A 21,664-nucleotide genomic window follows, 5' to 3' on the forward strand; every position below is an offset into this window, starting at 1 on the left:
GGGCCAACCGGGATCAGAAGGTTTCAAGCAGACCTTCGCCAGCCGAAATCTCGCAAACGCCCGGATTCTCTTCGATGTTCAAGGCGATTACCTTTCCGTCATTGACGAACATGGCATAGCGCTTGGACCGTGCCAGCAGACCAACCGGTGGTGCGTCGAAATCCATGTCTATCGCCTTGGTGAATTCCGATGCGGCGTCAGCCAGCATGGTCAGTCCTGCGGCAGTTGCTCCGGTGCTTTCACCCCAAGCGCCCATCACGAAGGGATCGTTGACCGAAATACAGATGATCTCATCAACTCCTTTTGCGTCGAATTGGCCTTTTGTCCGCATGAAGCTTGGGACATGCGCGGTCGTGCAGGTCCCGGTAAATGCGCCGGGCACAGCAAAGATCACCACCTTGCGCCCTTTTGTTTTTTCTGAAATCCGCACCTCTTCAGGGCCATCGGCTCCCATCTGAATCAGCGTCGCGTCGGGCAGCATGTCACCTGTTGAGATCATTTATTAAGCTCCTGTCATTTGGATTTGCAGAGTCGGGCTTTGTCGCAATATAGGTTGTCGAAAGAAAGAGACCATCGGAATTCTGCAGGGGAGCACAACATGAGCCATATCGTCGTGATCGGAGCAGGGCAGGCTGGTGCTTCACTCGTGGCGCGGCTACGCAAAGATGGGTTTGAGGGCGACATCACCTTGATTGGTGCCGAGCCGCACCTGCCCTATCAGCGCCCACCTTTGTCCAAGGGTTACCTGTTGGGCGAGATGGAGTTGGAACGCCTGTTCCTTCGACCCGAGAGCTTCTATGCCGCGAATAACATCACCCTGCGACTGGGGCAGCGTGTGACCGGAATTGACCCCAAGGCCAAAACGGTAACGATAGGTGATGACGTGATCGCCTATGATGAGTTGGCTCTGACTACAGGCTCTGATCCGCGTCGGCTGCCCGCAGCAATAGGTGGCGATCTTGAAGGCGTCCATGTGGTGCGCGATCTTGCGCATATCGACGAGATGGAGCCTCGGGTAACCGATGGTGCACGTGCTCTGATCGTCGGTGGCGGCTATATCGGGCTCGAGGCCGCCGCGGTTTGTGCCAAGCGTGGGGTCAAGGTGACCTTGGTTGAGATGGCAGACCGTATTCTGCAACGTGTCGCCGCGAAAGAGACCAGCGACTATTTCCGTGCGCTCCATACGGAATACGGAGCCGACATTCGCGAAGGCGTTGGGCTGGATCGTTTGGTTGGAGAAGATGGTAAGGTGACGGGTGCTATTCTGTCCGATGGCACTGAATTAAAGGTGGATTTCGTCGTGGTGGGGGTCGGAATCGCGCCCTCAACGCAACTGGCTGAAATGGCGGGGTTGGAGCTGGACAACGGCATCAAAACCGATGCCCATGGCCGCACCTCGGACCCGTCGATCTGGGCGGCGGGTGATTGTGCCTCGTTCCCGCATGGTGAGGGCCGCATTCGTCTGGAGAGCGTGCCCAACGCCATCGACCAGGCCGAGATTGTGGCCCAGAACATGCTGGGTGCTGCCAAGGATTATACCGCGACGCCGTGGTTCTGGTCGGATCAGTACGACGTCAAGCTGCAGATTGCGGGCCTAAATACAGGCTATGATCGCGTCGTGACCCGAAAGGGTGAAGGCGCGACGGTGTCCTTCTGGTACTATAAAGGCGATCAGCTGATTGCGGTCGACGCGATGAATGACCCGCGCGCTTATATGGTAGGTAAACGCCTGATCGATGCGGGTAAAACAGCCGATCCGACGGTGGTGGCTGACCCAGAAGCGGAACTGAAACCGCTGCTCAAAGCGTGAGGATCATCGCCGGTAACTTCCGGGGCCGCGCTTTGGCCTCGGTCGGCAAGGGCGATGCTGGAGCACATCTGCGCCCCACCACCGATCGGGTGCGGGAAAGCCTTTTCAACGTCTTGAACCATCAGATCGACATTGATGGTCTGCACGTGTTGGACCTGTTTGCAGGTACTGGTGCGTTGGGGCTTGAAGCGCTGTCGCGCGGAGCGGCCCATGTTACGTTTGTCGATGATGGGCGAATTGCGCAGAGTCTGATCCGTAAGAATATCGATCTGACCGGAAGTCGGGACCAGACCACTCTGATCAGACGTGACGCAACGCGGTTGGGGGAAAACCCAGGCGACGCATGCGATCTGGTCTTTCTTGATCCGCCTTATGGCAAAGACCTGGGTCAAAAGGCGCTGGCGGCGGCCACCAAAGGTGGCTGGCTGGCCCAGGACGCCCTGATCGTGTGGGAGGAAAACGCCCCCATGATTGCTCCAAATGGGTTCACTCTGCATGACGCGCGAAAATATGGCGACACGTGCATTTCGCTGATGTGGCGAACTGGGGGCCGATATGCATGATCTGGTCATTTTCGATTGCGACGGGGTTCTGGTTGATAGCGAGGTTCTGTCCAATCAGGTCATGATCGACAATCTGGCCCAATATGGTCTGCACCTGACCCTTGCAGAGTGCATGTCTCTTTTCGTCGGTGGTACGATGACTGGTGTCCGAGACAAGGCGCGCGATCTCGGTGCGGATCTGCCTGACGACTGGACCGATCAAATCTACTCGGAAATCTATGAGAGGCTGCGAGCGGGCACTCCTTTGGTTGAAGGCATCCCAGAATTGCTGACGCAATTGGATGCAGCCAGCATTCCTTATTGTGTCGCCTCAAATGGCAGGCCAGAGAAAATGCAGATTACTCTGGGTCAGAACGGTCTGTGGGAGCGGTTCAGCACGGTCATGTTTTCGGCCCATGTGCTGGGCTCAGGTAAACCTGACCCCACCCTGTTCCTGACAGCGGCGCAGCAATTTGGCGCCAAATCGCCGGTCGTGATCGAAGACAGTGAGAACGGCGTCACCGCCGCCATCCGTGCCAATATGCGCTGCCTCGCCTATGCAGCCCACGACGACGGTGCGCGGCTGGCAACGCTGGGGGCCGAGGTCTTCACGGATATGTCACACGTGCCGGGGCTTTTGGGACTCTGACCGAGAAATATGCTAAGGTCGGCCCATGGACCGCGCCATCACACCTCCGTTTTGGGGCTTTTTGACAGACAGCGACGCCACCACCGGGCCGCCGACCAAACCGATGCGCGCGCCGGTGTTTATCAACGACGCGGTGATTCCCTGGCGCGATGAGACGTTGTTGCTGAAACTTTTACGCGATCAGGCGACTGATCAGGACGAATAAGTCGGGTGATATTTGCCACCCGGTGATATAGTGAAAATCTCAACCCCATCGGCCGTCACACCCACCGAATGCTCAAACTGCGCCGACAGAGATTTGTCGCGAGTCACGGCAGTCCAGTCATCGGCAAGTGTTTTGGTTTCGGGGCGGCCCAGATTGACCATCGGTTCGATGGTGAAGAACATGCCTTCTTCCAACACGGCGCCAGTTCCGGGGCGGCCGTAGTGCAGAACGTTTGGTGGCGCGTGGAAAACACGGCCCAGCCCATGTCCGCAGAAATCGCGGACAACGCTCATCCGGTGCGCCTCGACATAGGCCTGAATGGCATGGCCTATATCCCCGAAGGTATTACCCGGCTTGACCATATCGATGCCCTTGAACAGCGCATCATGGGTCACCTGAATCAGCCGCTCGGCTTTACGCGGAAGCTTACCAGCCACGTACATACGCGAGGTGTCACCAAACCAGCCATCGACGATCACAGTGACGTCGATATTCAGGATATCGCCATCCTTCAGCTTCTTCTCGCCGGGTATGCCGTGACAGACTACATGGTTCACGCTAATACAACTTGCGTGCTGATAACCTTTATAGCCAATGGTCGCTGATTCTGCGCCTGCGTCCTCGACCATCTGAGTGATCAGCCCGTCAATCGCACCAGTGGTCTGACCAACAAAAACATGATCAGCAATATCGTCCAATATCTGCGCAGCCAGCGCCCCTGCCGCATGCATTCCGGCAAAGTCACTCTGTTCGTAGATACGGATGCCATCCTTGGTCAGACGGCCACGATGTTCTTTCATCGGTGCGAGACTCCAAATATTTCACGCAGCACTTCTTTTACGCTGCTTGTGCAGAAAGTACCAGAGGGCGCGCGATCGCGAATTAAAGATGGCGAATGAATCGGTGACTTCAAGACTTAAAGCCAACGTGAAATTGGGATGGGTGCTGCATTTGGCGGCGAAGCGGACAGATGGCCTAGACTGGTATATGCTATTCGGATCGATGCGGGTGCTAACGCCAAAAGTGAAACTGTTCGACACCGCCGTGCGTGCATGAGGGCGCTAATGCCCTTTATCTTGGGAGACTTATCCAATGGCTAGTTCAGTGATCGTGGTCAGGCGTATGTCAGAAGCAGACAATGGTGAAATGTCCAAGCTGCTTGGCGATGTTTTCAGCCGGCGGGATCCTCCCGCTGTTGCAACTAACTTCTCGCCTGTAAAGCTCGAAAAGATCGCCATGCTGTTTGGATCAAAATCTGCAAAAGAAGGATTGTCGTCTGTGGCTTTCAATCAAGCTACTGGTGAAATTGTAGGCGCAGTTTTAGCGCATGATTTCGGTCAGCCACCCCCCGACGGGATTGATGCGCTGGACTTAGACTCTGAACCCGTCATCGCGCTAATTGACGAGTTGGAAAGTGTTTTTTCGAATGCCTACGACATTCAAGCAGAAAAATTCCTTCATATATTTATGATTGCAGTGCGTGATGATTTCTCAAGAAGAGGAATTGCACAAAGCTTGTTAGTTTCATGTCTAAAGCAAGCTGAGAATTCTGGTTATCGGATTGCTTTCGCCGAAGCGACAAACAGTTTTTCACAAAGCCTTTTTTCAAAAGCAGGCTTTGTCGGCATTCACTCGATCGGTTACGAAGACTTTGAACTTAATGGGCAACGGCCATTCCTGGATATCAAGGACGAGGGGGCCTGTGCGCTAATGGAACTTGATCTTTCGGCTTAAACTAGATTTTTGATGTGTATAAGCAAAGCGGCCAGAATCCGTCAGCGCTCGTAAGCTTGTCCATAACCTGAGGCGACCCAAACCCCTTCCGGAGAAATTCGTGTTCCGCAGATCATCCGTTCTACCCCCTTGGCCTGCGCCCCTTCAAATGCCGCCGCATAAGCCGGATCGATATCCGCAGCCAGAGCAAACCTGTCACAGTCAGAGCGCTGCACCAGATAGAGCATGATCGCCCGGTGCCCCTGCGCCGCCATGGCCGCCAACTCCCCCAAATGCTTGGTGCCGCGCGTTGTAACGCTGTCGGGAAACTCGGCCAGACCGGGTTGGCGCGATAGGGTGACGCTTTTGACCTCGACATAGGTATCTAGCAAACCCGGTTGGGTCAGCAGGAAATCGATGCGGCTGTTTTCACCGTATTTGACCTCGGGGCGGACGGTTTCATAGGCCGACAGTTCGGGGATTTCGCGTGCCTCAAGCGCCGCCCGAAGCGCCTTGTTTGGGACGGATGTGTCGACCCCCGTAAAATGCCCGTTCTCATGATCGACCAGCCGCCAGCCGTATTTCAGCTTTTTCTTGGGATCGTCGTTGGGCTCCAGCCAGATTTTCTGGCCCGGTTTCGCCAGACCCATCATCGAGCCCGGATTGGCGCAATGGGCCGTTACCTCTCTTCCGTCCTCCAACGTGCAATCGGCCAGAAAGCGTTTGTAGCGGCGGATCAGGCGGGCGGGGACAAGGGGGGTTTCAAATCGCATGGCCTAGGGCCTATACCTGCCCTAACGGTCGATCAAGAGGGAGGGCGCGCCATGGCCAATCCAACCGCTGCTATGTTGGTGATCGGGGATGAGATCCTCTCGGGCCGCACCCGCGATGCCAATATGCATTATCTGGCTGGAGAGCTGACCAAACACGGCATCGATCTGAAAGAGGTGCGTATTGTCAGTGATGATGCGCCCGCGATTGAGGCGGCAGTCAGGGCGCTGACCCAGGCCCATGACCATGTGTTTACCAGTGGCGGCATCGGCCCGACCCATGACGATATCACCGCCGATTGCATCGCTCGAGCTTTTGGCGCGCATATCGATGTTCGCCACGACGCGCGGGCGCTGCTTGAAGCGCATTACGAGAAGTCCGGGCTGGAGCTGAACGACGCTCGCCTGCGTATGGCGCGTATCCCGGACGGGGCGGAATTGATCGACAACCCGGTCTCGACCGCGCCCGGCTTTACGATTGCAAACGTCCATGTCATGGCCGGAGTACCGTTGGTTTTTCAGGCGATGGTGGCGAGTGTTTTACCTTTGCTTACCGGAGGCAACCCGCTGTTGTCGCAGACTCTGCGAGTGGACAGAGGTGAGGGCGATATAGCGTCGACCTTGGCCGCGCTCGCCAAAGATTTCAGCGACCTCTCGATCGGATGTTATCCGTTTCAGACAAATGGTGTGTTCGGAGCGAATGTGGTTGTGCGCGGCACTGATGGCGGGCGCATCGATGCCGCCATTACCCGCCTCGCGAAAGAGATTGAGCTTTGAGCACCGATTGGGCTGCAGTTGTAGACGGCACATGGCCTGCTGCGGGCTATCAATCGCATGGCCCTTTTCGGCTGCGACAAGGGCAGGGCGGAGGGTCGCGCGTTTCCGCCGCCAGTCGGATCGGAGAGGTAACCAGCACCGATATAGATGCGGCTGAAGGCGCCATGCAGGCGATGGGCCAGAAACGCATCTTCTGCCTGCGACCGAGAGATGAAGCACTGGATGCGATGCTTGCCGAACGCGGCTACGACATTCTCGATCCGGTCAATATCTATTCCTGCCCGGCGCAGCAATTGACCGATATCCCGATCCCGCGCGTGACTGTTTTCAACATCTGGGAACCGCTGGCCATCATGCGCGAGATCTGGGCGCAGGGCGGTATCGGCCCCGAGCGGATTGCCATCATGTACCGGGCACCGGGCCCAAAGACCGGCCTTTTGTTGCGCCAAAGCGATCAACCCGCAGGAACGGGTTTTGTGGCGATCCACGCCGGTATCGCGATGGTGCATGCGTTGGAAATCCTGCCGGATCACCGCCGCAAGGGGTTGGGCAACTGGGCCATGCGTGCCGCGGCCTTTTGGGCGCTGGACAATGGCGCGCAGACGCTTAGCGTGATCTGTACCAAGGCGAACGCGGGGGCCAATGGCCTCTACCACTCGCTTGGGATGAAGATCGATGGAGAATACCACTATCGCCAGCGCGTCTGAGGAGAGCGAATTGACCAAACAGGACATGCCCACTGCCCTGGATCTGCCAATGGTGGACCCTCTACCGCCAGAGACGCAGAAGTACTTCGATATCTGTGTCGAGAAACTGGGAATGGTGCCGAATGTCCTGCGCGCCTATGCCTTCGATATCGACAAGCTGAACGCCTTCACTTCGATGTATAATGACCTGATGCTGGCCGACAGCGGGCTGTCCAAACTGGAGCGCGAGATGATCGCGGTCGTGGTGTCCTCGATCAACAAATGCTTCTATTGCCTCGTGGCCCATGGCGCGGCAGTGCGGCAGCTTTCGGGTGATCCGCAACTGGGCGAGATGCTGGTCATGAACTACCGCGTCGCCAAACTGGATGCGCGCCAACGTGCGATGCTGGATTTCGCCGCCAAAATGACCACTGCCAGCACCACAATCGAAGAGCCCGATCGCCAGCAATTGCGCGATGTCGGTTTCTCAGATCACGACATCTGGGATATTGCCAATGTCACCGGTTTCTTCAACATGACCAACCGCGTGGCCAGTGCCACTGCGATGGTCCCGAACCCCGAGTATCACGCCCAGTTCCGATGATCCGAACCCTGTTCATCTGTATTGCTTTGCTGGCCGTGCCTGCCTTGGCGCAGGAGTTGAACTTTCCTGCGGGCTCCCGGCAGATATCTGACCGCACCAGCGCGCTGGACAGCTATGACTTGCCGACCGGTGTGTTTGCCGATGGCTCGGTCCCGTCGCGTACTGTCGAAGGGCGCGTCGAGCGGCTGACATGGCGGCTGCAGGCTGGGTCCAGTACAACGCTGCAAATCCTTGCGCCTGTGCGGGATCAGCTTCAGGCGCAAGGTTTCGAGATCGCTTTTGAATGCGAGGCGCGCAATTGTGGCGGGTTCGATTTCCGCTTTGGCACCGAAGTGGTGCCGACACCCGACATGTATGTGGCGATCCACGATTACCGCTTTCTGTCCGCTGCCCGCGGCGACGAGGTGCTGAGCCTGCTGGTCAGCCGTAATCCGCCGGATGGCTATGTGCAGATGATCCGGGTGACCCCACTGGGCACGCAGCCCGCGCCGCCATTGGTGACCGAGGAAACCGTTGAAGGCTCGGCCGGGTTGCTCAGCGATCTCAGCGGCACCGGACATGTCATTCTTGATGACCTGCACTTTCGCACCGGTGAAGTCGCGCTGGGCGAGGGGCCTTTCGCCTCGCTGGCGCTGCTTGCTGGTTATCTGGCCGACAATCCATCGACCCGGTTGGCGCTGGTTGGACACACGGATGATACGGGTGCATTGCCAGCCAATATTGCGGTCAGTACCAAACGGGCCGAAGCCGTGCGCGCGCGCCTGATTGAAGCGCATGGCGTTGCCGCCGACCGGATCGAGGCGCAGGGTGTGGGCTATCTTGCGCCCATCACCTCGAACGCCACGCCCGAGGGCCGAGATATTAATCGCCGGGTCGAGGCGGTGTTGCTGGTCAACTGACGGGCGCAGGCATCGCAACCGCTCTGCGCCCCTCTTGCCCTGATGCCGCACCCTGATGCACACTTGCAGATGAACGGGGCATCTGCCTTGCCGTCGGACTTGTTGGAAGGCAGTCCCACCCGCCACCATGCATTGGGAGGAGTGCGTCATGGCTTCCAGGACCGACGATTCCACACCGCCGGACAACATGGCCCCACAACCAGCCATGCCCGAGGTCAACAGGCTGACAGCGGCAGATATCACCGCTTCGCTCAAGGCCGGGTTTTCCGACTTCCTCGCACGCCCGGTCATGAGCGGTTTTTTCGGCCTGTTATATGCGGTTTTCGGCATCCTGTTCGTCTGGTGCCTGGTTTGGCTTGGCAAGATCTGGATGATCATTCCTGCGGCGGTAGGATTTCCGCTGGTCGCGCCCTTCGCAGCCGCGGGGCTCTATGAGATGTCCCGTCGCTTGCAAAAAGGGGAAAACTTCGGGTGGTCCGAAATCCTCACCGTCATGGCCAATCAACGCAAACGTGAGCTGGGCTGGATGGCCTTCGTCACCCTGTTCATATTCTGGGTCTGGACCTATCAAATCCGCCTTTGGCTGGCGATCACTCTGCAAAAAGCGTCATTTTCCGATTTTGAGGGGTTCTTGAACATCGTGCTTTTCACGCCGCAGGGCTGGACCTTCCTTGCGATTGGCACCTGCGTCGGGGCGTTTCTGTCGGCTGTGCTGTTCTCGGTAACCGTTATCGCCATGCCGATGCTGCTGGATCGTGAAACCAATTTCGTCACTGCCATGCTCACTTCGGTTCGCGTCGTCTCCGAGAATCCGGTGGTGATGCTCGGCTGGGCTGCGATCATTTCGGTCACCATGCTGATTTCGCTGGCACCCGCGTTTTTGGGACTTGTCTTTACACTGCCGATCCTGGGTCACACCACATGGCACCTGTATCAGCGGGCTGTATCACCTGCTGAGGTTTGACCGGCAGATTCAGATCGAACGAGCGACAAAACAAAAAAGACCCGCACTGATCAGCGCGGGCCATTTAGGTGCCACTGGGAGAATTCTACCAATCCATCGGGCCTTTTTCAGCGAAGGACGCGACTAGAAAATCAATGAAAGCACGCACCTTGGGCTGGGTGAACCGGCCCGGCGGATAAACTGCGTAAACGCCTTGCACCTCGTCCGGAAGCGATGGCATCGCATCCACCACCTCGCCCGATTTCAGCGCGTCGGCATAGAGGTAGCTTGGCAGATGTGCGATCCCAAGGCCCGAGATTGCGGCGTTCAACAGCGACTGCCCGTCATTTACGCTTAACCAACCAGCGGTGCGCACCTGACGTTTCTCGCCCGACGGCGCGGTCAGTTTCCAGACGCTGCCCGAGGACTGGCTCGAATAGTGCAGTAGCTTGTGTTCATTCAGGTCGTCGATCTTTTGCGGGCGCCCAAACTGCTCGATATAGCTGGGCGCCACGACCATGCGTTTTACGGTTTCGGTCAGTTTGCGGGCGCGCAAGGTGCTGTCTTCCAGTTCCCCAATGCGCACGGCCACGTCAAAGCCTTCCGAGATCAGTTCGACGTAACGGTTGTTCAGCACCATGTTCACGGTGATATCGGGATAGGCAGACAGGAATTCCGAAAGCACAGGTGACAGGTGATTGACACCGAAATCCGTCGCCACACTGATCCGCAGAAGACCAGAAGGGTCGGATTGCATCGAGGTTACAAGCGCATCTGCCTCGCCCGCATCGTTGAGCACGCGCCGGGCGCGATCATAATAGGCCAGTCCAATCTCGGTCGGTGAAACCCGGCGTGTGGTGCGGTTTAGCAGTCGTGCACCCAGCCGCGCCTCAAGGCTCGACACGTGTTTGGACACGGCTGATTTGGAGATACCCATTTTTTTGGCCGCGTCGGTGAAACCACCCTGGTCCACCACGTTGGAAAAGGCCTCCATTTCGGTCAGTCGATCCATTCTCGTTCCCCAGGTCTTCTGTTCGTTGTCTCTTTATCGCGATCAATCTGGGCGAGAACTGGGCAGACATGAGATAATATCAGGGTTTTGATAGGGATCGTTTGCGACTGGGAAACGCCGAAGTTGGCATGCTGTAATTCCAAACACCCAACACAAATAACCGATATCTGGACTTTTTCTCTATCGTGCTATGATGAGAATGGCATTTTTGTGACCATGGAGGAGATCATGAAAGCCCTATTTGCTGCTGCCGTCCTGTGCCTGTCCGCAACTCTCGCGTCGGCCGGAGGAGAAACGCCGTCAAACCCTGATGCCAGGGTTTATTTCGCAAATCTGACTGACGGAGACACCGTACAATCACCCGTCACGATCGTGTTTGGCCTAAGTGGCATGGGTGTTGCTCCTGCCGGAACCGAAAAGGAAAACACGGGTCACCATCACCTTCTGGTTGATCGTCCTCCGTTGGGGCAGGGTGAAGACGGCGCGGATGAACTGGCCTATGGGCTGCCCGCAGATGACAACCACATCCACTTTGGCGGCGGCCAGACCGAGGTCACGCTGGAATTGAGCCCGGGGGAACACACTTTGCAGCTTGTGTTGGGTGATGCGGGTCATGTGCCCCACGCGACGCCAATCGTTTCAGAGGTGATTACAATCACTGTAGAGTAGTGGTTAAGCGCTGAATTGTGCGTCGAACTCAGTTTCTCCTGTTCGGGTAAAGCGGATGATGCGGCTGTCAGGTATACGCACCAGCCAGCCGATCTCTTCCATGCGGGTCAGCATGGCGCGCCCAAGCTTGCCGGCCAAATGCGTTTCTCGTTCGCTCCAGTCCAGACAGGGGCGGCAAAGCGGTGCGCGGCTGCGGCTGAGTCCTTCCAGATCGATGCCAAAGCCGGTGCAGAATTGAGTGCCCTCTTTGGTCAGGTGAACCGCGTCCTCCGTTGCCTCAAGATACCCTTGTTTCTGCATGGCGGTGAACATCTGCACCCCACGGCTGCCCGCAAGATGGTTGTAGCAAACCCGTGCTGACCGCATTTCCGCATCTTTTGGTCCGGTCTGCGTCCGCAGATGGCCGCGCCCTGCAGCCAGCCCCATAAGGTTTTCCAGCACATGCGCTACATCTTCTCCGGACAGTCCGTAATATTTGTGCCGTCCCTGTCCACGCACCCGGACCAGGCTGCCTGCAAGCAGCTTTTTCAGGTGTGAGCTTGCGGTTTGGGGGCTGATCCCGGCCTCACGCGCCAGTTCGCCAGCCGTCAGCGCTTTGCCTGACATCAGTGCTGTTAACATATTGGCACGCGCAGGATCGCCAATCAGCGCCGCGATCTGTGCAATATCCGGTCCGTTTCGCATACTTCGATCATAGTCGAAACATAAGCTGCGTCCAAGAGGTTATTCTTTGCCAATCATAAACCGGAGGCGTCTATGCTCGCTTGTATAATCCAATACCAGATCGATCCGACGAAAAAAGAGCAGTTTCAGACCTACGCGCGCAATTGGGGACAGGCGATTCCGCGATGCGGGGCTGATCTGATCGGATGTTTCGCACCGCACGAGGGGTCATCGACCTCAGCCTATGGAATCTACAATATTCCCAGTCTTGCTGAATATGAGTCCTACCGCGCTCGTCTGTCGGCTGATCCACTTGGGCAGGAGAACTACGCCTTTGCGCAACAAGAAGGCTTTATACTACGAGAGGATCGAACTTGGCTCAGATGTGTCTCGGTGCCGCATGATAGAACGTAACGAACTACGCCTTTTCTTCCTGCCGCGCGCCCTTCGGAGTACTCGGTTCGACAAAGGACAGAATCGCCACAACCGCAAGCAGGCTACCGGCCGAAATGGCAGCGACCGCCCATACGATTTCATTCATGTGGGCAATCGCAGCCAAAGCCGCTGAGATGGCGACGACGGCAACCCGCACCAGCGTTTGTGAGATCGCTTGCGCCGCGATCCGTTGGGATTTTGGGGCGACGTTCATAAAATAAAGCCCACGAGCACTGCCCAGCCCGGTGACGGCTACAGTTACGATAAACAGCGACACGGCATGCAGATGCACGTTGTGATCAAATCCCCAACGATGGATCGCTACCAACCCTATCCCTGTAAGGGCAACCATCGACGCCCCGGCCACCATGACGACTCGATTGGAATAACTGCTGAGCGCCCTCCAAAGGGGCGACGCCACCAACAATGCGGCTGCCGACGATACAACAAGCGCTGTCAGACCTTGCGACGAGCTGTGGTGCGCCTCTGCCGCCAGCAATGCGTAGAACGGAACCGACAGGCCGGTCAGAACAAAAGCAAGCCGGATCAGAACGTATTTCTGAAACCAGCGTTCTTTAAGCAGCACCTTGGCCTCTCGCCAATATGCCTTCATCGCCTCCGAACGTGTGTTGGCCGACGACGGAGTGCTCGCGGCTGGATCCGGCGATCTCTCTTGCAGAGTCATCATGAATACGGCTGAGAAAACGAAGCACGTGGCACCAAGTCCGACTACTGTGCTGTGTCGTGTCAGTGCGGGGGTATCCTGAAATAGCTGATGCAGCAACAGTACAATGGCAATCGTTGCAGCGCCTCCAAGCGCCTTCTGCGTATAACTAATTCGCATCCTGTCTTTTGAGGTCAGATTGTCGCTGATGAAATCGATGATCATCAGACTCTTGATCTCTCCCAAGATGCCGATGACGAATATCCCAACAACAAATGCTGCAATGGTTACCGGTCTACTGCCATAGGTAACGGCGAAAATGACAATCAGAAAACATATAGCAACCGCCAGATCAGCCCGGGCGATGGCTGACTTCTTTTGGGGAAGTCGGGTGATCGACTGTGCAAAGAACATATCCGCAAGCGTGCCCGCCGCGTGCCGAATGGTCACCAAAAGGCCAGCCAAAAAGACGGGCAGGTCCAGTGACACCGCAAGAAAAGTCAATACGATCGCCGGTCTGGCCATGGACCAGGCCATGACGGACAGCGCACCTTGCCCGGCTATAATCGGCAGGTTGCTGCGGCGCGGTACGAACGGCTCCTGACTCATAGTCCCGTTTCAAACAACGTGTGTTGATCGTGCCAACTTCACGATAAACGGGAGACTATAGCAAGGATTGGCAACCGGATTGGCGCCAATCCGATGCAATTTAGAAAGTTGCCGCCAGCCGCGTCCCCTGATTGATCGCGCGCTTTGCGTCCAACTCGGCGGCCACATCTGCGCCGCCGATCACATGAGGTGTTATCCCGCGTTCAATTAGCTCATCTGCCAGTGAACGGTCCGAGACCTGACCCGCGCACAGTACGATCGTATCCGCCGGGATCACAGTCGGGTCTTCGTGGGCCTCGCCAAAGCTCACATGCAGGCCGTCATCATCGATGCGCTCGTAATTCACGCCGCCTACGAAATTGACGTCTTTCATCTTTAGGGTCGCACGATGAATCCAACCCGTTGTCTTGCCGAGCCCCTTGCCGTGACGCTGTGCTTTGCGTTGCAGTAACGTGACCTGCCGCGCGGGCACCTCAGGCTGCGGACCTTCGGGTGCCAGTCCCGAGCGATGTTCGGCCGGGTCAGTGACGCCCCATTCCTTCATCCAAAGAGGCAGGTCCGTGGTCGGGCTGTGGCCATCTTCCAGTAAGAATTCGGAGACGTCGAACCCGATGCCTCCGGCCCCGATCACAGCAACCGATTTGCCGATCTCGGCCTTGTCGCGCAGCACGTCGATATAGCTGAGCACATTGTCTTGCTCTTGTCCGGGGATCTGCGGATCGCGCGGGGTGACACCGGTGGCGATGACCACTTCATCGAAACTGGTGAGATCATCCGCGCTGACTTCGCGGTTCAGTTCGACCGTCACACCCAGATCGTCCATCATGGTGCGGTACCAGTCGACCAGTCCCCAGAACTCTTCTTTCCCCGGCACCTGTTTGGCCATGTTTAATTGTCCGCCGATCTCGGCGGCGCGATCAAACAGGGTTACGTCATGGCCGCGCTGGGCGGCAGTCATCGCGGTCGACAAACCGGCAGGTCCCGCGCCGACAATGGCCACGGTCTTGCGTACCGCGGACTTGCCGATCACCAATTCGGTCTCATGACAGGCACGCGGGTTGACCAGACACGAGGTCAGCTTGCCGCTGAAGGTATGATCCAGGCAAGCTTGATTGCAGGCGATGCACGGGGCGATCTTCGCTGCCTCACCGGCGATTGCTTTGTTCACGAAATCCGCATCGGCCAACATCGGACGGGCCATAGACACCATGTCAGCGCAACCGGTCGCTAAAACCTCTTCGGCCACTTCAGGCGTATTGATCCGGTTCGAGGTGATCACCGGGATGCCAACTTTGCCCATCAGTTTCTTTGTGACCCACGCAAAGGCCGCACGGGGTACGCTGGTGGCAATCGTTGGAATCCGCGCCTCGTGCCAGCCGATCCCAGTGTTGATGATTGTGGCCCCGGCCTGCTCAATCCGCTGCGCAAGTTCAACGACTTCGTCATGGGTCGACCCATTGGGCACCAGATCAATCATCGACAGGCGATAGATGATGATGAAATCGGTCCCCACGGCTTCGCGCGTACGGCGTACCACTTCGATGGGCAGGCGCATCCGATTTTCATAGGACCCACCCCAGCGGTCGGTGCGCTTGTTGGTGTGGGTCACGAGGAATTGGTTCAAGAAATACCCCTCGGACCCCATGATCTCGACCCCGTCATAGCCCGCCTTCTGGGCCAGAACAGCGGCGTTGACGATATCGCTGATCTGCTTTTCGATGCCCTCTTCGTCCAGTTCATGCGGCGGAAACGGAGAGATTGGAGATTTCACCGGGCTGGGGGCGACGCATTTCGGCCCATAGGCGTACCGCCCCGCATGCAGAATCTGCATTGCGATCTTGCCATCCGCCTCATGCACGCGTTTGGTCACGATGGAATGGTTCGCCACTTCTGTCTCATTGGTCATCATCGAGGCCCCGGGCAGGACCGAGCCCTCTAGGTTCGGGCCAATTCCACCCGTCACCATCAAGGCCACACCGCCACGAGCGCGATCCGCGTAAAACTCGGCGACACGGTTCCAGTCGCCAGTCTCTTCCAGCCCGGTATGCATCGAGCCCATCAGCACGCGGTTCTTCAACGTGGTAAAGCCCAGATCCAGCGGGGCCAGCATGTTTGGGTACGCAGTCATGGCAAACTCTCCCTCCCGACTTTGTCCGTCAGATTGACCTTCGCGTCACCGTTGTCACGCGAAACCTAACGTCATTCCCTTTGTGTTTTCCGCAGTGCTTGCTACAGACGCTTCAAAGCATGTTCATGAGGCCGCATATGACCCCCGACCAGATAGCAAAACTTCCTTATCGCCCCTGTGTCGGGCTGATGCTAATGAATGCCGAGGGATCGATTTTTGTCGGTCAGCGTAACGACCGCCACAAAGACGCCTGGCAGATGCCTCAGGGCGGTGTGGACAAGGGCGAAGACCCGCGCGATGCCGCCCTGCGCGAGCTTCGGGAAGAAACCGGCGTGACTGCAGATCTGGTCGAAATCATCGCCGAGACCGACGGCTGGCTGCCCTATGACTTGCCGCATGACATTGTGCCCAAAATCTGGAAGGGCAGGTATCGCGGGCAGGAGCAGAAATGGTACCTGATGCGGTTTCTGGGGCGGGATGATCAGATCAACATCGCAACTGAGCACCCGGAATTCACCCACTGGAAGTGGCAGACACCGTCACGGCTCGTTGATGAAATCGTACCCTTCAAACGAGACGTGTATGCGCGTGTGGTCGAGGTCTTTCGAGGACATTTGCCTGAGATTTGACCGCAGTTCACTTCACTGAGTGCGGGTCGGTTTGCAGACAGTCAATCTCTCAAAGCGGAGCGGTACCAAAGGGTCTGAAGAATGGCCGATATGCGGACAAACCAGACTTTTGCGATTGGACAAGGCATGTCCGCTCAACGCCTGTCTCCGACATTGGCGTCAGAATGTCTGACAGCGCGCGAAACTTAATTTGAGCTCATGTTTCCCAAGGTGGCTTTGCACCAATCTCAGCGATCAAAAAGTCCATGAAAACCCGCACTTTGGGGGAGAGTACGTTGGACTTGGGATAGATCAGCCACAAGACGTTGTCTTCTGCTGCCTCAAAACTCGGAAGGACCTGTGTCAAACGACCAGATTTCAGGTGGTCATGCACACTCCACAGGGCGTTCAAGGAAATACCTGCCCCGGCGAGCGTGGCGCGGACCTGACTTTGGCCGTCGTCGATAATCAATTGACTTTTGGCCGATGCGGGATCGAAAACGGCTTTTTCACCTGCCCGCCCAGTCAACAGCCGCGGTTGGCGATTTTGGAAGGCGATCAAGTGATGGGTTGTCAGATCGCCGGGCGCTTTGGGGGTGCCGTGCGTGTCGAGATAGCCCGGAGCAGCGCAGAGCATGCGCCGGTCATCGGCCAATTTGCGGCCTTTCAGGCTGGTATCGACAAGCGGCGCGTTTCTGAGGGCCAGATCATAACTGCCTTCGATCAGATCGAATTGCACATCCGACAAATGCAGGTCGAGCGTGAGGTCGGGGTGCCGTTGAAGAAATTTCGGCAGGATCGGTGCGATGTAGAGTTGCGCAAAACTGCTGGGTGCCGCAAAGCGCAAAGTGCCTTTTAGAGTCGCTGTCTGCTTGCCCAAAGCCGTAAGTGCTGCCTCTTCCTGTGCGATGATCTCGCGGGCGAAAGGCAGGAAATCGGCGCCTTCGACGGAAAGTGACGCTTTGCGCGTCGTGCGATGCAACAGCTCAGACCCCAGGCTTTGTTCCAGCTTGGCAAGCTTTGCGCTTGAGACAGCTGGGGCCATGCCCAATCCGCGCCCTGCGGCGCTGATGTTCAACATTTCCGCTGCCCTTACGAACAGGCGGAGCGCGTCTGTATCAAGTCCCATTATCTGCAAAAACCGAATTATCAATCCAAGAAAGGTCAGTTTATATGCAAATGGGTTGGCGTTAAATACCCCTCATGGATGCAACACTGCATAAGCAGGAGGCGCAAGTGAAACGAAAAGCCACAGTCAACTACCATGTTCACAAGCCCTATCGGCAAGCTTTTGAGCTGGATGCAAGTGGGATTGCGGGAAACCTGATTTCTCCTGAATTGGCCCCAACCTCTGTGACGTTGACCGATATGCGCGCGACGACCACCTCTGTTGCGTTTGCCTCTGATGCCGTTGAATTCACGCCACTGGAAACGCGGGTTCAGGACTTTTCCGGCAGCGCTTGGAAACAGAGCTATGAGGCGGAACTGACAGCGATACTGCGGGAAAAACTTGGTGCGCGCGAGGTTGCGGTTTTCGATCACACGGTTCGGACAGATGACCCGGATGCGACGCGAAAACCTGCGCGCAACGTTCATAGTGACTACAGCAAGGACGGAGCCGAGCAGAGGCTTGTCGATCTATTGGGTACCCAGATCGCGGCGGAGTGGGCGCGGGGTCACTATGCTTTTGTCAACGTATGGCGTCCTTTAGAGCATCCGATCAATTCGGCACCTTTGGGCTTTGTTCGTCCGGCATCGGTGGATCCGTCCGACTGGATTCTGCTGGACCTGATCTATCCCGACCGCAAAGGGCAAATCATGGGGCTGGTGGGAAATCCCCAGCATGAATGGGTCTATCAATCCAAGATGACGCCGGATGAGGTCGCGATCTTCAACATCTATGACAATCAAGGACTGCCATCGATTGCCCATAGCGCGCTCGACTTGGTCGAGGACGCGGGCGTCACGACCATTCGCAAAAGCATCGAGAGCCGCACTTTGGTGCGCTACTAAAAGGGGCCCAGACATGTTGGATAAAATGCAGCATAATGAGTTTGCCGAAATCAATGTGGCCTACAACCGGGTGTTCCGTCCCGGGCGGCTGAGCGTTGGCCTTGTGTTGCCTCTCGAAGCCTATTCCGTTGGCGCAGAGCCGACGCTGTGGGGGCATCTGGCAGCCGCTCAGAAAGCCGAGGAAATTGGGTTTGCAACCCTTTGGCTGCGGGACGTGCCCTTCAATGTTCCAAGCTTCGGTGATCCCGGACAGGTCTTCGATCCATTTGTCTATCTGGGGGCGCTGGCAACGGCGACAGACCGGATTGCCCTTGGAACGTCGAGTGTGATCCTGCCCTTGCGCCACCCCGCCCATGTCGCCAAGGCGGCGGCGACCGCAGATGTGCTCTCGGGAGGGCGGTTGCTGTTGGGCGTTGCGTCCGGTGACCGCCCCGAAGAGTACCCGGCGATGAACCAGAGATATGATGACCGAGGGGCGCGTTTCCGCGACAGCGTTGAGTACATCCGCGCAGTGGGGTCCGATTATCCGGAACATGAAAACGCGCAGGGCAAACTGGGTGGCGGGATTGACCTATTGCCCAAGCCGCATGGCACGCGTCTGCCGATGCTTGTTACCGGCGGCAGCCAGCAAACGCCCGATTGGGTGGCACGGAACGGCGACGGCTGGATGACTTATCCGCGCAATGCGGTGGCCCAGGGGCAGGTCATCGCGGATTATCGGCACCGTGTAAAGGCAGCGGGACAACCGGATAAGCCTGTGATGCAATCGCTCTATGTCGATGTTGTTGCCGATCCTGCCGCACCACCACGCCCGATCCACCTTGGGTTTCAGTCCGGCATCGATTTTCTGCGCAGCTACCTGCGCGAGATTGAAGCGCTTGGGATCAATCATGTCGCGCTGAACCTCAGGTTCAATCAAGCGCCTATCGACGCAACTCTTGAACACTTGGCGGACACTGTCCTGCCTGACTTTTCGTAAAGGATCAAACCGATGACCAAGACCATTCTCATTACAGGTTCAACCGACGGCATTGGCTTGCTGACGGCCAAGAAGCTGGCCGCCGAAGGACACAACGTGCTTTTGCATGGACGCAGTAAATCCAAACTGGAGAGCGCAGCTGCCGCAGTCGGTGGCGCTGCCGAAATCTATGCCGCTGATCTGAGCGACCTGTCCGCAGTGCGCGAACTGGCCGAGAACGTGCGGGCGAAATATGACAGATTGAATGTTTTGATCAACAACGCGGGTGTGCTGAAAGCCCCGCAAGCTGTACTTGCGAGCGGGCAGGACATCCGCTTTGTCGTCAATACTCTTGCACCGTATCTGCTGACCGAATTGCTGCTGCCGATCATTCCGGCGAACGGGCGCGTCGTGAACCTGTCATCGGCCGCACAGGCCCCAGTGAACATCAAGGCGATGCAAGGCAATGTGCCGCTGGCGGATATGGAAGCCTATGCCCAAAGCAAGTTGGCGATCACCATATGGACCCGGGAATGGGCCAAATCCCAAGCTGATGCGCCGGTGATGGTTGCGGTAAATCCCGGATCACTTTTGGCCTCGAAAATGGTGCAAGAGGGGTTTGGCGTTGCCGGGAATGACATGAACATAGGCGCGGATATCCTGATCGATGCCGCCTTGGGCGCGCGATTCGCTGACGCGTCAGGGGACTATTTCGACAATGATAGTGGCGCTTTCGCAAACCCGCATGCCGCAGCACTGGACACCGATCACGTTGCTAACGTCATGAGCACCATCAAAGGCCTGATCGCCAAAGCGGGCTGAGCCAAGCGGCGCAAACACGCCGCGCATTTCCACTCTCAACACTCCCCAAACCCTCACGCGTGCTGCGTCGAGGCCCAAGAAAGGATTGCCTGATGAAATACGAGAACTTTCAAACCTTCGACGTCACTGTTGAAGATGCCATCGCCACGGTCACATTCGACTTTGGCTCTGTGAACGTGCAAGGCCAGGAAATGCTTGCCGACCTTAACAGTCTGGCCATGCGGCTTAAGCGCGATCGCGACACCAAGGTCGTGATCTTTCAATCCGCCAATCCGGAAATCTGGGTCTGACATTACGACACCGAGCTGCTCAAGGACATGTCGACCGAGGCGGTATCCCGCGAAGATTCACAGCTTTTGGACCTGCAATCGGTATGTGAGCGGATCAGCAAGGTGCCGCAAGCCACCATCGCCAAGCTTGAAGGGTTCGCGCGCGGCGGCGGGCACGAATTGGCGCTGGCGCTTGACATGCGCTTTGCGGCGCGAGGCAAGTTCAAGTTCATGCAGATGGAGGTCGGAGTGGGCATCCTGCCCTGCGGTGGCGGTGCCTCGCGCATGGCGCGTTAGACCGGTCTTGGCAAAGCGCTTGAGATCATTCTGAGCTCGCAAGACTATGACGCTGATGATGCAGAGCGTCTGGGCACCATCAACAAAGCCTTGGAGCCGGATGAAATTGGCCCCTATGTGACAGCTTTGGCCGAGCGGATTGCGAAATTCCCGGCGGAGTCGATCAATGACTGCAAGCAGATGGTCTATGAATCCATCGACAAACCGATTGATGAGGCGCTGAAGGCCGAAGCCTATTGGCTGTATCAGGCGACCAGCAAGACCCCGGCCGTCAAACGTTTCACACTCGCCGATGAACAGGGTCTGGAACACGACATCGAAAACCAGCGCAACTGGGGCGATCTCGTGATGCAGGTGCAGGACATCAACTGACCAACCCCGAACCCAATGATCTTATCCCGCGTGCGTTGTTACAGCGCGCGCCGGGTGTCACATCCAAAAAAGGAATATCCCAATGAAAGCAATGGTTCTGAATAACTACGGACCCGACGCGGCATTTGAGCCCACTGAGATGCCCGACCCGGTCGCCTCACCCGGACATGTGCTGGTCAAAGTGGCCGCCACCAGTGTCAATACCGTCGACACGATGATCCTAAATATGAGCGCGGACCTGCCCCTTTCCTCAGCATTGCCCGCTGTGCTTGGCATGGATTTTGCCGGCACCGTTGTTGCGGTTGGCGACGGAGTGACAGGCTTTGCTATAGGTGATTAGGTGTATGGCTGCGCCGGTGGTTTGATGGATCTTCCGGGCTCTCTGGCAGAGTACATCAACGCGGATGCCCGCCTTGCCCAGTACTTTGCCAAACAGATGTTTTGGGACATTCATTACGAAATAATAGCGGCCTCGATCCAATGTGACGCCCATAGCAGTGCACTCCTTCAAATACCGCATCCATGCGGGATTCTATGCGGGAGTTCA

At 57.1% G+C, this 21,664-nt stretch carries 29 protein-coding genes; 21 read left to right on the plus strand and 8 right to left on the minus strand.

Features of this window, described 5'->3' with window-relative positions; all coding sequences use genetic code 11:
• Positions 1 to 13 precede the first annotated feature (13 nt).
• Positions 14 to 499 (minus strand): peroxiredoxin, encoded by a 486-nt coding sequence (locus ACR0KN_RS15260; RefSeq protein ID WP_170541899.1) that lies wholly within the window; start codon positions 497 to 499, stop codon positions 14 to 16.
• A gap of 99 nt (positions 500 to 598) precedes the next feature.
• Here ACR0KN_RS15260 and ACR0KN_RS15265 point away from each other — a divergent pair, with 99 nt between their 5' ends.
• From ACR0KN_RS15265 to ACR0KN_RS15280, 4 genes are read left to right on the plus strand one after another with little or no spacing between them, the layout of a single operon-like run.
• Positions 599 to 1,810, plus strand: coding sequence for an NAD(P)/FAD-dependent oxidoreductase (locus ACR0KN_RS15265; RefSeq protein ID WP_480654719.1), 1,212 nt, complete (start codon positions 599 to 601; stop codon positions 1,808 to 1,810).
• The gene (rsmD, locus tag ACR0KN_RS15270; RefSeq protein ID WP_480654721.1) at positions 1,807 to 2,373 is read left to right on the plus strand and encodes a 16S rRNA (guanine(966)-N(2))-methyltransferase RsmD; all 567 of its coding nucleotides are present in this window, start codon (positions 1,807 to 1,809) and stop codon (positions 2,371 to 2,373) included. Before ACR0KN_RS15265 ends, rsmD begins: the two co-directional genes overlap by 4 nt.
• Complete coding sequence (locus tag ACR0KN_RS15275; protein WP_010438552.1) at positions 2,366 to 3,001, plus strand: HAD family hydrolase; 636 nt, start codon at positions 2,366 to 2,368, stop codon at positions 2,999 to 3,001. Before rsmD ends, ACR0KN_RS15275 begins: the two co-directional genes overlap by 8 nt.
• 25 nt (positions 3,002 to 3,026) lie before the next feature.
• Positions 3,027 to 3,206, plus strand: coding sequence for a hypothetical protein (locus tag ACR0KN_RS15280; protein ID WP_010438555.1), 180 nt, complete (start codon positions 3,027 to 3,029; stop codon positions 3,204 to 3,206).
• Here ACR0KN_RS15280 and map read toward each other — a convergent pair.
• Positions 3,194 to 4,006 carry a type I methionyl aminopeptidase gene (map, locus tag ACR0KN_RS15285; protein ID WP_480654724.1) on the minus strand — a complete coding sequence of 271 codons (813 nt, stop codon included), beginning with the start codon at positions 4,004 to 4,006 and terminating at the stop codon, positions 3,194 to 3,196. The two genes, ACR0KN_RS15280 and map, sit on opposite strands and share 13 nt — an antisense overlap.
• Positions 4,007 to 4,094: 88 nt before the next feature.
• Between map and ACR0KN_RS15290 the strand changes: the two genes are divergently transcribed.
• The gene (locus ACR0KN_RS15290; RefSeq protein ID WP_480654726.1) at positions 4,095 to 4,262 is read left to right on the plus strand and encodes a hypothetical protein; all 168 of its coding nucleotides are present in this window, start codon (positions 4,095 to 4,097) and stop codon (positions 4,260 to 4,262) included.
• 36 nt (positions 4,263 to 4,298) lie between these two features.
• On the plus strand, positions 4,299 to 4,940 hold the full coding sequence (locus tag ACR0KN_RS15295) for a GNAT family N-acetyltransferase (protein ID WP_480654728.1): 642 nt from the start codon (positions 4,299 to 4,301) through the stop codon (positions 4,938 to 4,940).
• A 41-nt stretch (positions 4,941 to 4,981) separates the two neighbouring features.
• Here ACR0KN_RS15295 and sfsA read toward each other — a convergent pair whose 3' ends face one another.
• Positions 4,982 to 5,692, minus strand: coding sequence for a DNA/RNA nuclease SfsA (sfsA, locus tag ACR0KN_RS15300; RefSeq protein ID WP_480654730.1), 711 nt, complete (start codon positions 5,690 to 5,692; stop codon positions 4,982 to 4,984).
• A gap of 51 nt (positions 5,693 to 5,743) precedes the next feature.
• Between sfsA and ACR0KN_RS15305 the strand changes: the two genes are divergently transcribed.
• The 5 genes from ACR0KN_RS15305 (at position 5,744) to ACR0KN_RS15325 (ending at position 9,619) form a co-directional block, all read left to right on the plus strand.
• Complete coding sequence (locus ACR0KN_RS15305; protein ID WP_480654732.1) at positions 5,744 to 6,466, plus strand: competence/damage-inducible protein A; 723 nt, start codon at positions 5,744 to 5,746, stop codon at positions 6,464 to 6,466.
• Positions 6,463 to 7,173 carry a GNAT family N-acetyltransferase gene (locus ACR0KN_RS15310; RefSeq protein WP_480654734.1) on the plus strand — a complete coding sequence of 237 codons (711 nt, stop codon included), beginning with the start codon at positions 6,463 to 6,465 and terminating at the stop codon, positions 7,171 to 7,173. Before ACR0KN_RS15305 ends, ACR0KN_RS15310 begins: the two co-directional genes overlap by 4 nt.
• On the plus strand, positions 7,142 to 7,756 hold the full coding sequence (locus tag ACR0KN_RS15315) for a peroxidase-related enzyme (RefSeq protein WP_480654736.1): 615 nt from the start codon (positions 7,142 to 7,144) through the stop codon (positions 7,754 to 7,756). The genes ACR0KN_RS15310 and ACR0KN_RS15315 overlap by 32 nt, the downstream gene beginning before the upstream one ends.
• Entirely contained in the window at positions 7,753 to 8,655 is a 903-nt protein-coding gene (locus ACR0KN_RS15320) for an OmpA family protein (RefSeq protein WP_480654738.1), read from the plus strand. The genes ACR0KN_RS15315 and ACR0KN_RS15320 overlap by 4 nt, the downstream gene beginning before the upstream one ends.
• Positions 8,656 to 8,803: 148 nt before the next feature.
• On the plus strand, positions 8,804 to 9,619 hold the full coding sequence (locus ACR0KN_RS15325) for a DUF2189 domain-containing protein (RefSeq protein ID WP_480654740.1): 816 nt from the start codon (positions 8,804 to 8,806) through the stop codon (positions 9,617 to 9,619).
• Positions 9,620 to 9,704: 85 nt separating this feature from the next.
• On the opposite strand, the gene ACR0KN_RS15330 is transcribed toward ACR0KN_RS15325, so the two are convergent.
• Positions 9,705 to 10,610 (minus strand): LysR family transcriptional regulator, encoded by a 906-nt coding sequence (locus tag ACR0KN_RS15330; protein WP_010438570.1) that lies wholly within the window; start codon positions 10,608 to 10,610, stop codon positions 9,705 to 9,707.
• Between the two features lie 228 nt (positions 10,611 to 10,838).
• Here ACR0KN_RS15330 and ACR0KN_RS15335 point away from each other — a divergent pair, with 228 nt between their 5' ends.
• Entirely contained in the window at positions 10,839 to 11,279 is a 441-nt protein-coding gene (locus ACR0KN_RS15335; RefSeq protein WP_480654742.1) for a DUF4399 domain-containing protein, read from the plus strand.
• Positions 11,280 to 11,282: 3 nt separating this feature from the next.
• Here ACR0KN_RS15335 and ACR0KN_RS15340 read toward each other — a convergent pair whose 3' ends face one another.
• Entirely contained in the window at positions 11,283 to 11,963 is a 681-nt protein-coding gene (locus ACR0KN_RS15340; protein WP_480654744.1) for an ArsR/SmtB family transcription factor, read from the minus strand.
• A 72-nt stretch (positions 11,964 to 12,035) separates the two neighbouring features.
• On the opposite strand from ACR0KN_RS15340, the gene ACR0KN_RS15345 reads away from it, so the two are divergent.
• Positions 12,036 to 12,356: an NIPSNAP family protein gene (locus ACR0KN_RS15345; RefSeq protein WP_480654746.1), complete on the plus strand. Its 321-nt coding sequence runs from the start codon at positions 12,036 to 12,038 to the stop codon at positions 12,354 to 12,356.
• 4 nt (positions 12,357 to 12,360) lie between these two features.
• Here the strand turns inward: ACR0KN_RS15345 and ACR0KN_RS15350 are convergent, their stop codons facing one another.
• Positions 12,361 to 13,650 carry an MFS transporter gene (locus ACR0KN_RS15350; RefSeq protein WP_480654748.1) on the minus strand — a complete coding sequence of 430 codons (1,290 nt, stop codon included), beginning with the start codon at positions 13,648 to 13,650 and terminating at the stop codon, positions 12,361 to 12,363.
• Between the two features lie 100 nt (positions 13,651 to 13,750).
• Entirely contained in the window at positions 13,751 to 15,778 is a 2,028-nt protein-coding gene (locus ACR0KN_RS15355) for a 2,4-dienoyl-CoA reductase FMN-binding domain-containing protein (RefSeq protein WP_480654750.1), read from the minus strand.
• A gap of 137 nt (positions 15,779 to 15,915) precedes the next feature.
• On the opposite strand from ACR0KN_RS15355, the gene ACR0KN_RS15360 reads away from it, so the two are divergent.
• Positions 15,916 to 16,407, plus strand: a complete 492-nt coding sequence (locus ACR0KN_RS15360; RefSeq protein ID WP_480654752.1) for an RNA pyrophosphohydrolase — start codon at positions 15,916 to 15,918, stop codon at positions 16,405 to 16,407.
• A 196-nt stretch (positions 16,408 to 16,603) separates the two neighbouring features.
• Here ACR0KN_RS15360 and ACR0KN_RS15365 read toward each other — a convergent pair whose 3' ends face one another.
• Positions 16,604 to 17,515: a LysR family transcriptional regulator gene (locus ACR0KN_RS15365; protein WP_480654754.1), complete on the minus strand. Its 912-nt coding sequence runs from the start codon at positions 17,513 to 17,515 to the stop codon at positions 16,604 to 16,606.
• A gap of 107 nt (positions 17,516 to 17,622) precedes the next feature.
• Between ACR0KN_RS15365 and ACR0KN_RS15370 the strand changes: the two genes are divergently transcribed.
• From ACR0KN_RS15370 to ACR0KN_RS15400, 7 genes are all read left to right on the plus strand, one after another.
• Entirely contained in the window at positions 17,623 to 18,399 is a 777-nt protein-coding gene (locus ACR0KN_RS15370; protein ID WP_480654756.1) for a CmcJ/NvfI family oxidoreductase, read from the plus strand.
• Between the two features lie 13 nt (positions 18,400 to 18,412).
• Positions 18,413 to 19,378, plus strand: a complete 966-nt coding sequence (locus ACR0KN_RS15375) for an LLM class oxidoreductase (protein WP_480654758.1) — start codon at positions 18,413 to 18,415, stop codon at positions 19,376 to 19,378.
• 12 nt (positions 19,379 to 19,390) lie between these two features.
• Positions 19,391 to 20,179, plus strand: a complete 789-nt coding sequence (locus tag ACR0KN_RS15380; protein ID WP_480654760.1) for an SDR family NAD(P)-dependent oxidoreductase — start codon at positions 19,391 to 19,393, stop codon at positions 20,177 to 20,179.
• Positions 20,180 to 20,271: 92 nt separating this feature from the next.
• Positions 20,272 to 20,469 carry a hypothetical protein gene (locus ACR0KN_RS15385; protein WP_480654762.1) on the plus strand — a complete coding sequence of 66 codons (198 nt, stop codon included), beginning with the start codon at positions 20,272 to 20,274 and terminating at the stop codon, positions 20,467 to 20,469.
• Between the two features lie 27 nt (positions 20,470 to 20,496).
• Entirely contained in the window at positions 20,497 to 20,745 is a 249-nt protein-coding gene (locus tag ACR0KN_RS15390; RefSeq protein WP_480654764.1) for an enoyl-CoA hydratase/isomerase family protein, read from the plus strand.
• Between the two features lie 126 nt (positions 20,746 to 20,871).
• On the plus strand, positions 20,872 to 21,117 hold the full coding sequence (locus tag ACR0KN_RS15395) for a hypothetical protein (protein WP_480654766.1): 246 nt from the start codon (positions 20,872 to 20,874) through the stop codon (positions 21,115 to 21,117).
• Between the two features lie 82 nt (positions 21,118 to 21,199).
• On the plus strand, positions 21,200 to 21,457 hold the full coding sequence (locus ACR0KN_RS15400; protein WP_480654768.1) for an alcohol dehydrogenase catalytic domain-containing protein: 258 nt from the start codon (positions 21,200 to 21,202) through the stop codon (positions 21,455 to 21,457).
• The last annotated feature ends 207 nt before the right edge of the window (positions 21,458 to 21,664 follow it).

It is taken from the genome of Ruegeria sp. AP7 (genome assembly GCF_056539905.1).

Bases quoted from the DNA above. Each gene is read 5' to 3' on its own strand.
- ACR0KN_RS15260 (WP_170541899.1), bottom strand. From the start codon at position 499: ATGATCTCAACAGGTGACATGCTGCCCGACGCGACGCTGATTCAGATG.
- ACR0KN_RS15265 (WP_480654719.1), top strand. From the start codon at position 599: ATGAGCCATATCGTCGTGATCGGAGCAGGGCAGGCTGGTGCTTCACTC.
- ACR0KN_RS15275 (WP_010438552.1), top strand. From the start codon at position 2,366: ATGCATGATCTGGTCATTTTCGATTGCGACGGGGTTCTGGTTGATAGC.
- ACR0KN_RS15280 (WP_010438555.1), top strand. From the start codon at position 3,027: ATGGACCGCGCCATCACACCTCCGTTTTGGGGCTTTTTGACAGACAGC.
- map (WP_480654724.1), bottom strand. From the start codon at position 4,006: ATGAAAGAACATCGTGGCCGTCTGACCAAGGATGGCATCCGTATCTAC.
- ACR0KN_RS15290 (WP_480654726.1), top strand. From the start codon at position 4,095: ATGGCGAATGAATCGGTGACTTCAAGACTTAAAGCCAACGTGAAATTG.
- ACR0KN_RS15295 (WP_480654728.1), top strand. From the start codon at position 4,299: ATGGCTAGTTCAGTGATCGTGGTCAGGCGTATGTCAGAAGCAGACAAT.
- sfsA (WP_480654730.1), bottom strand. From the start codon at position 5,692: ATGCGATTTGAAACCCCCCTTGTCCCCGCCCGCCTGATCCGCCGCTAC.
- ACR0KN_RS15305 (WP_480654732.1), top strand. From the start codon at position 5,744: ATGGCCAATCCAACCGCTGCTATGTTGGTGATCGGGGATGAGATCCTC.
- ACR0KN_RS15315 (WP_480654736.1), top strand. From the start codon at position 7,142: ATGGAGAATACCACTATCGCCAGCGCGTCTGAGGAGAGCGAATTGACC.
- ACR0KN_RS15320 (WP_480654738.1), top strand. From the start codon at position 7,753: ATGATCCGAACCCTGTTCATCTGTATTGCTTTGCTGGCCGTGCCTGCC.
- ACR0KN_RS15325 (WP_480654740.1), top strand. From the start codon at position 8,804: ATGGCTTCCAGGACCGACGATTCCACACCGCCGGACAACATGGCCCCA.
- ACR0KN_RS15330 (WP_010438570.1), bottom strand. From the start codon at position 10,610: ATGGATCGACTGACCGAAATGGAGGCCTTTTCCAACGTGGTGGACCAG.
- ACR0KN_RS15335 (WP_480654742.1), top strand. From the start codon at position 10,839: ATGAAAGCCCTATTTGCTGCTGCCGTCCTGTGCCTGTCCGCAACTCTC.
- ACR0KN_RS15340 (WP_480654744.1), bottom strand. From the start codon at position 11,963: ATGCGAAACGGACCGGATATTGCACAGATCGCGGCGCTGATTGGCGAT.
- ACR0KN_RS15345 (WP_480654746.1), top strand. From the start codon at position 12,036: ATGCTCGCTTGTATAATCCAATACCAGATCGATCCGACGAAAAAAGAG.
- ACR0KN_RS15350 (WP_480654748.1), bottom strand. From the start codon at position 13,650: ATGAGTCAGGAGCCGTTCGTACCGCGCCGCAGCAACCTGCCGATTATA.
- ACR0KN_RS15355 (WP_480654750.1), bottom strand. From the start codon at position 15,778: ATGACTGCGTACCCAAACATGCTGGCCCCGCTGGATCTGGGCTTTACC.
- ACR0KN_RS15360 (WP_480654752.1), top strand. From the start codon at position 15,916: ATGACCCCCGACCAGATAGCAAAACTTCCTTATCGCCCCTGTGTCGGG.
- ACR0KN_RS15365 (WP_480654754.1), bottom strand. From the start codon at position 17,515: ATGGGACTTGATACAGACGCGCTCCGCCTGTTCGTAAGGGCAGCGGAA.
- ACR0KN_RS15375 (WP_480654758.1), top strand. From the start codon at position 18,413: ATGTTGGATAAAATGCAGCATAATGAGTTTGCCGAAATCAATGTGGCC.
- ACR0KN_RS15380 (WP_480654760.1), top strand. From the start codon at position 19,391: ATGACCAAGACCATTCTCATTACAGGTTCAACCGACGGCATTGGCTTG.
- ACR0KN_RS15385 (WP_480654762.1), top strand. From the start codon at position 20,272: ATGAAATACGAGAACTTTCAAACCTTCGACGTCACTGTTGAAGATGCC.
- ACR0KN_RS15390 (WP_480654764.1), top strand. From the start codon at position 20,497: ATGTCGACCGAGGCGGTATCCCGCGAAGATTCACAGCTTTTGGACCTG.
- ACR0KN_RS15400 (WP_480654768.1), top strand. From the start codon at position 21,200: ATGAAAGCAATGGTTCTGAATAACTACGGACCCGACGCGGCATTTGAG.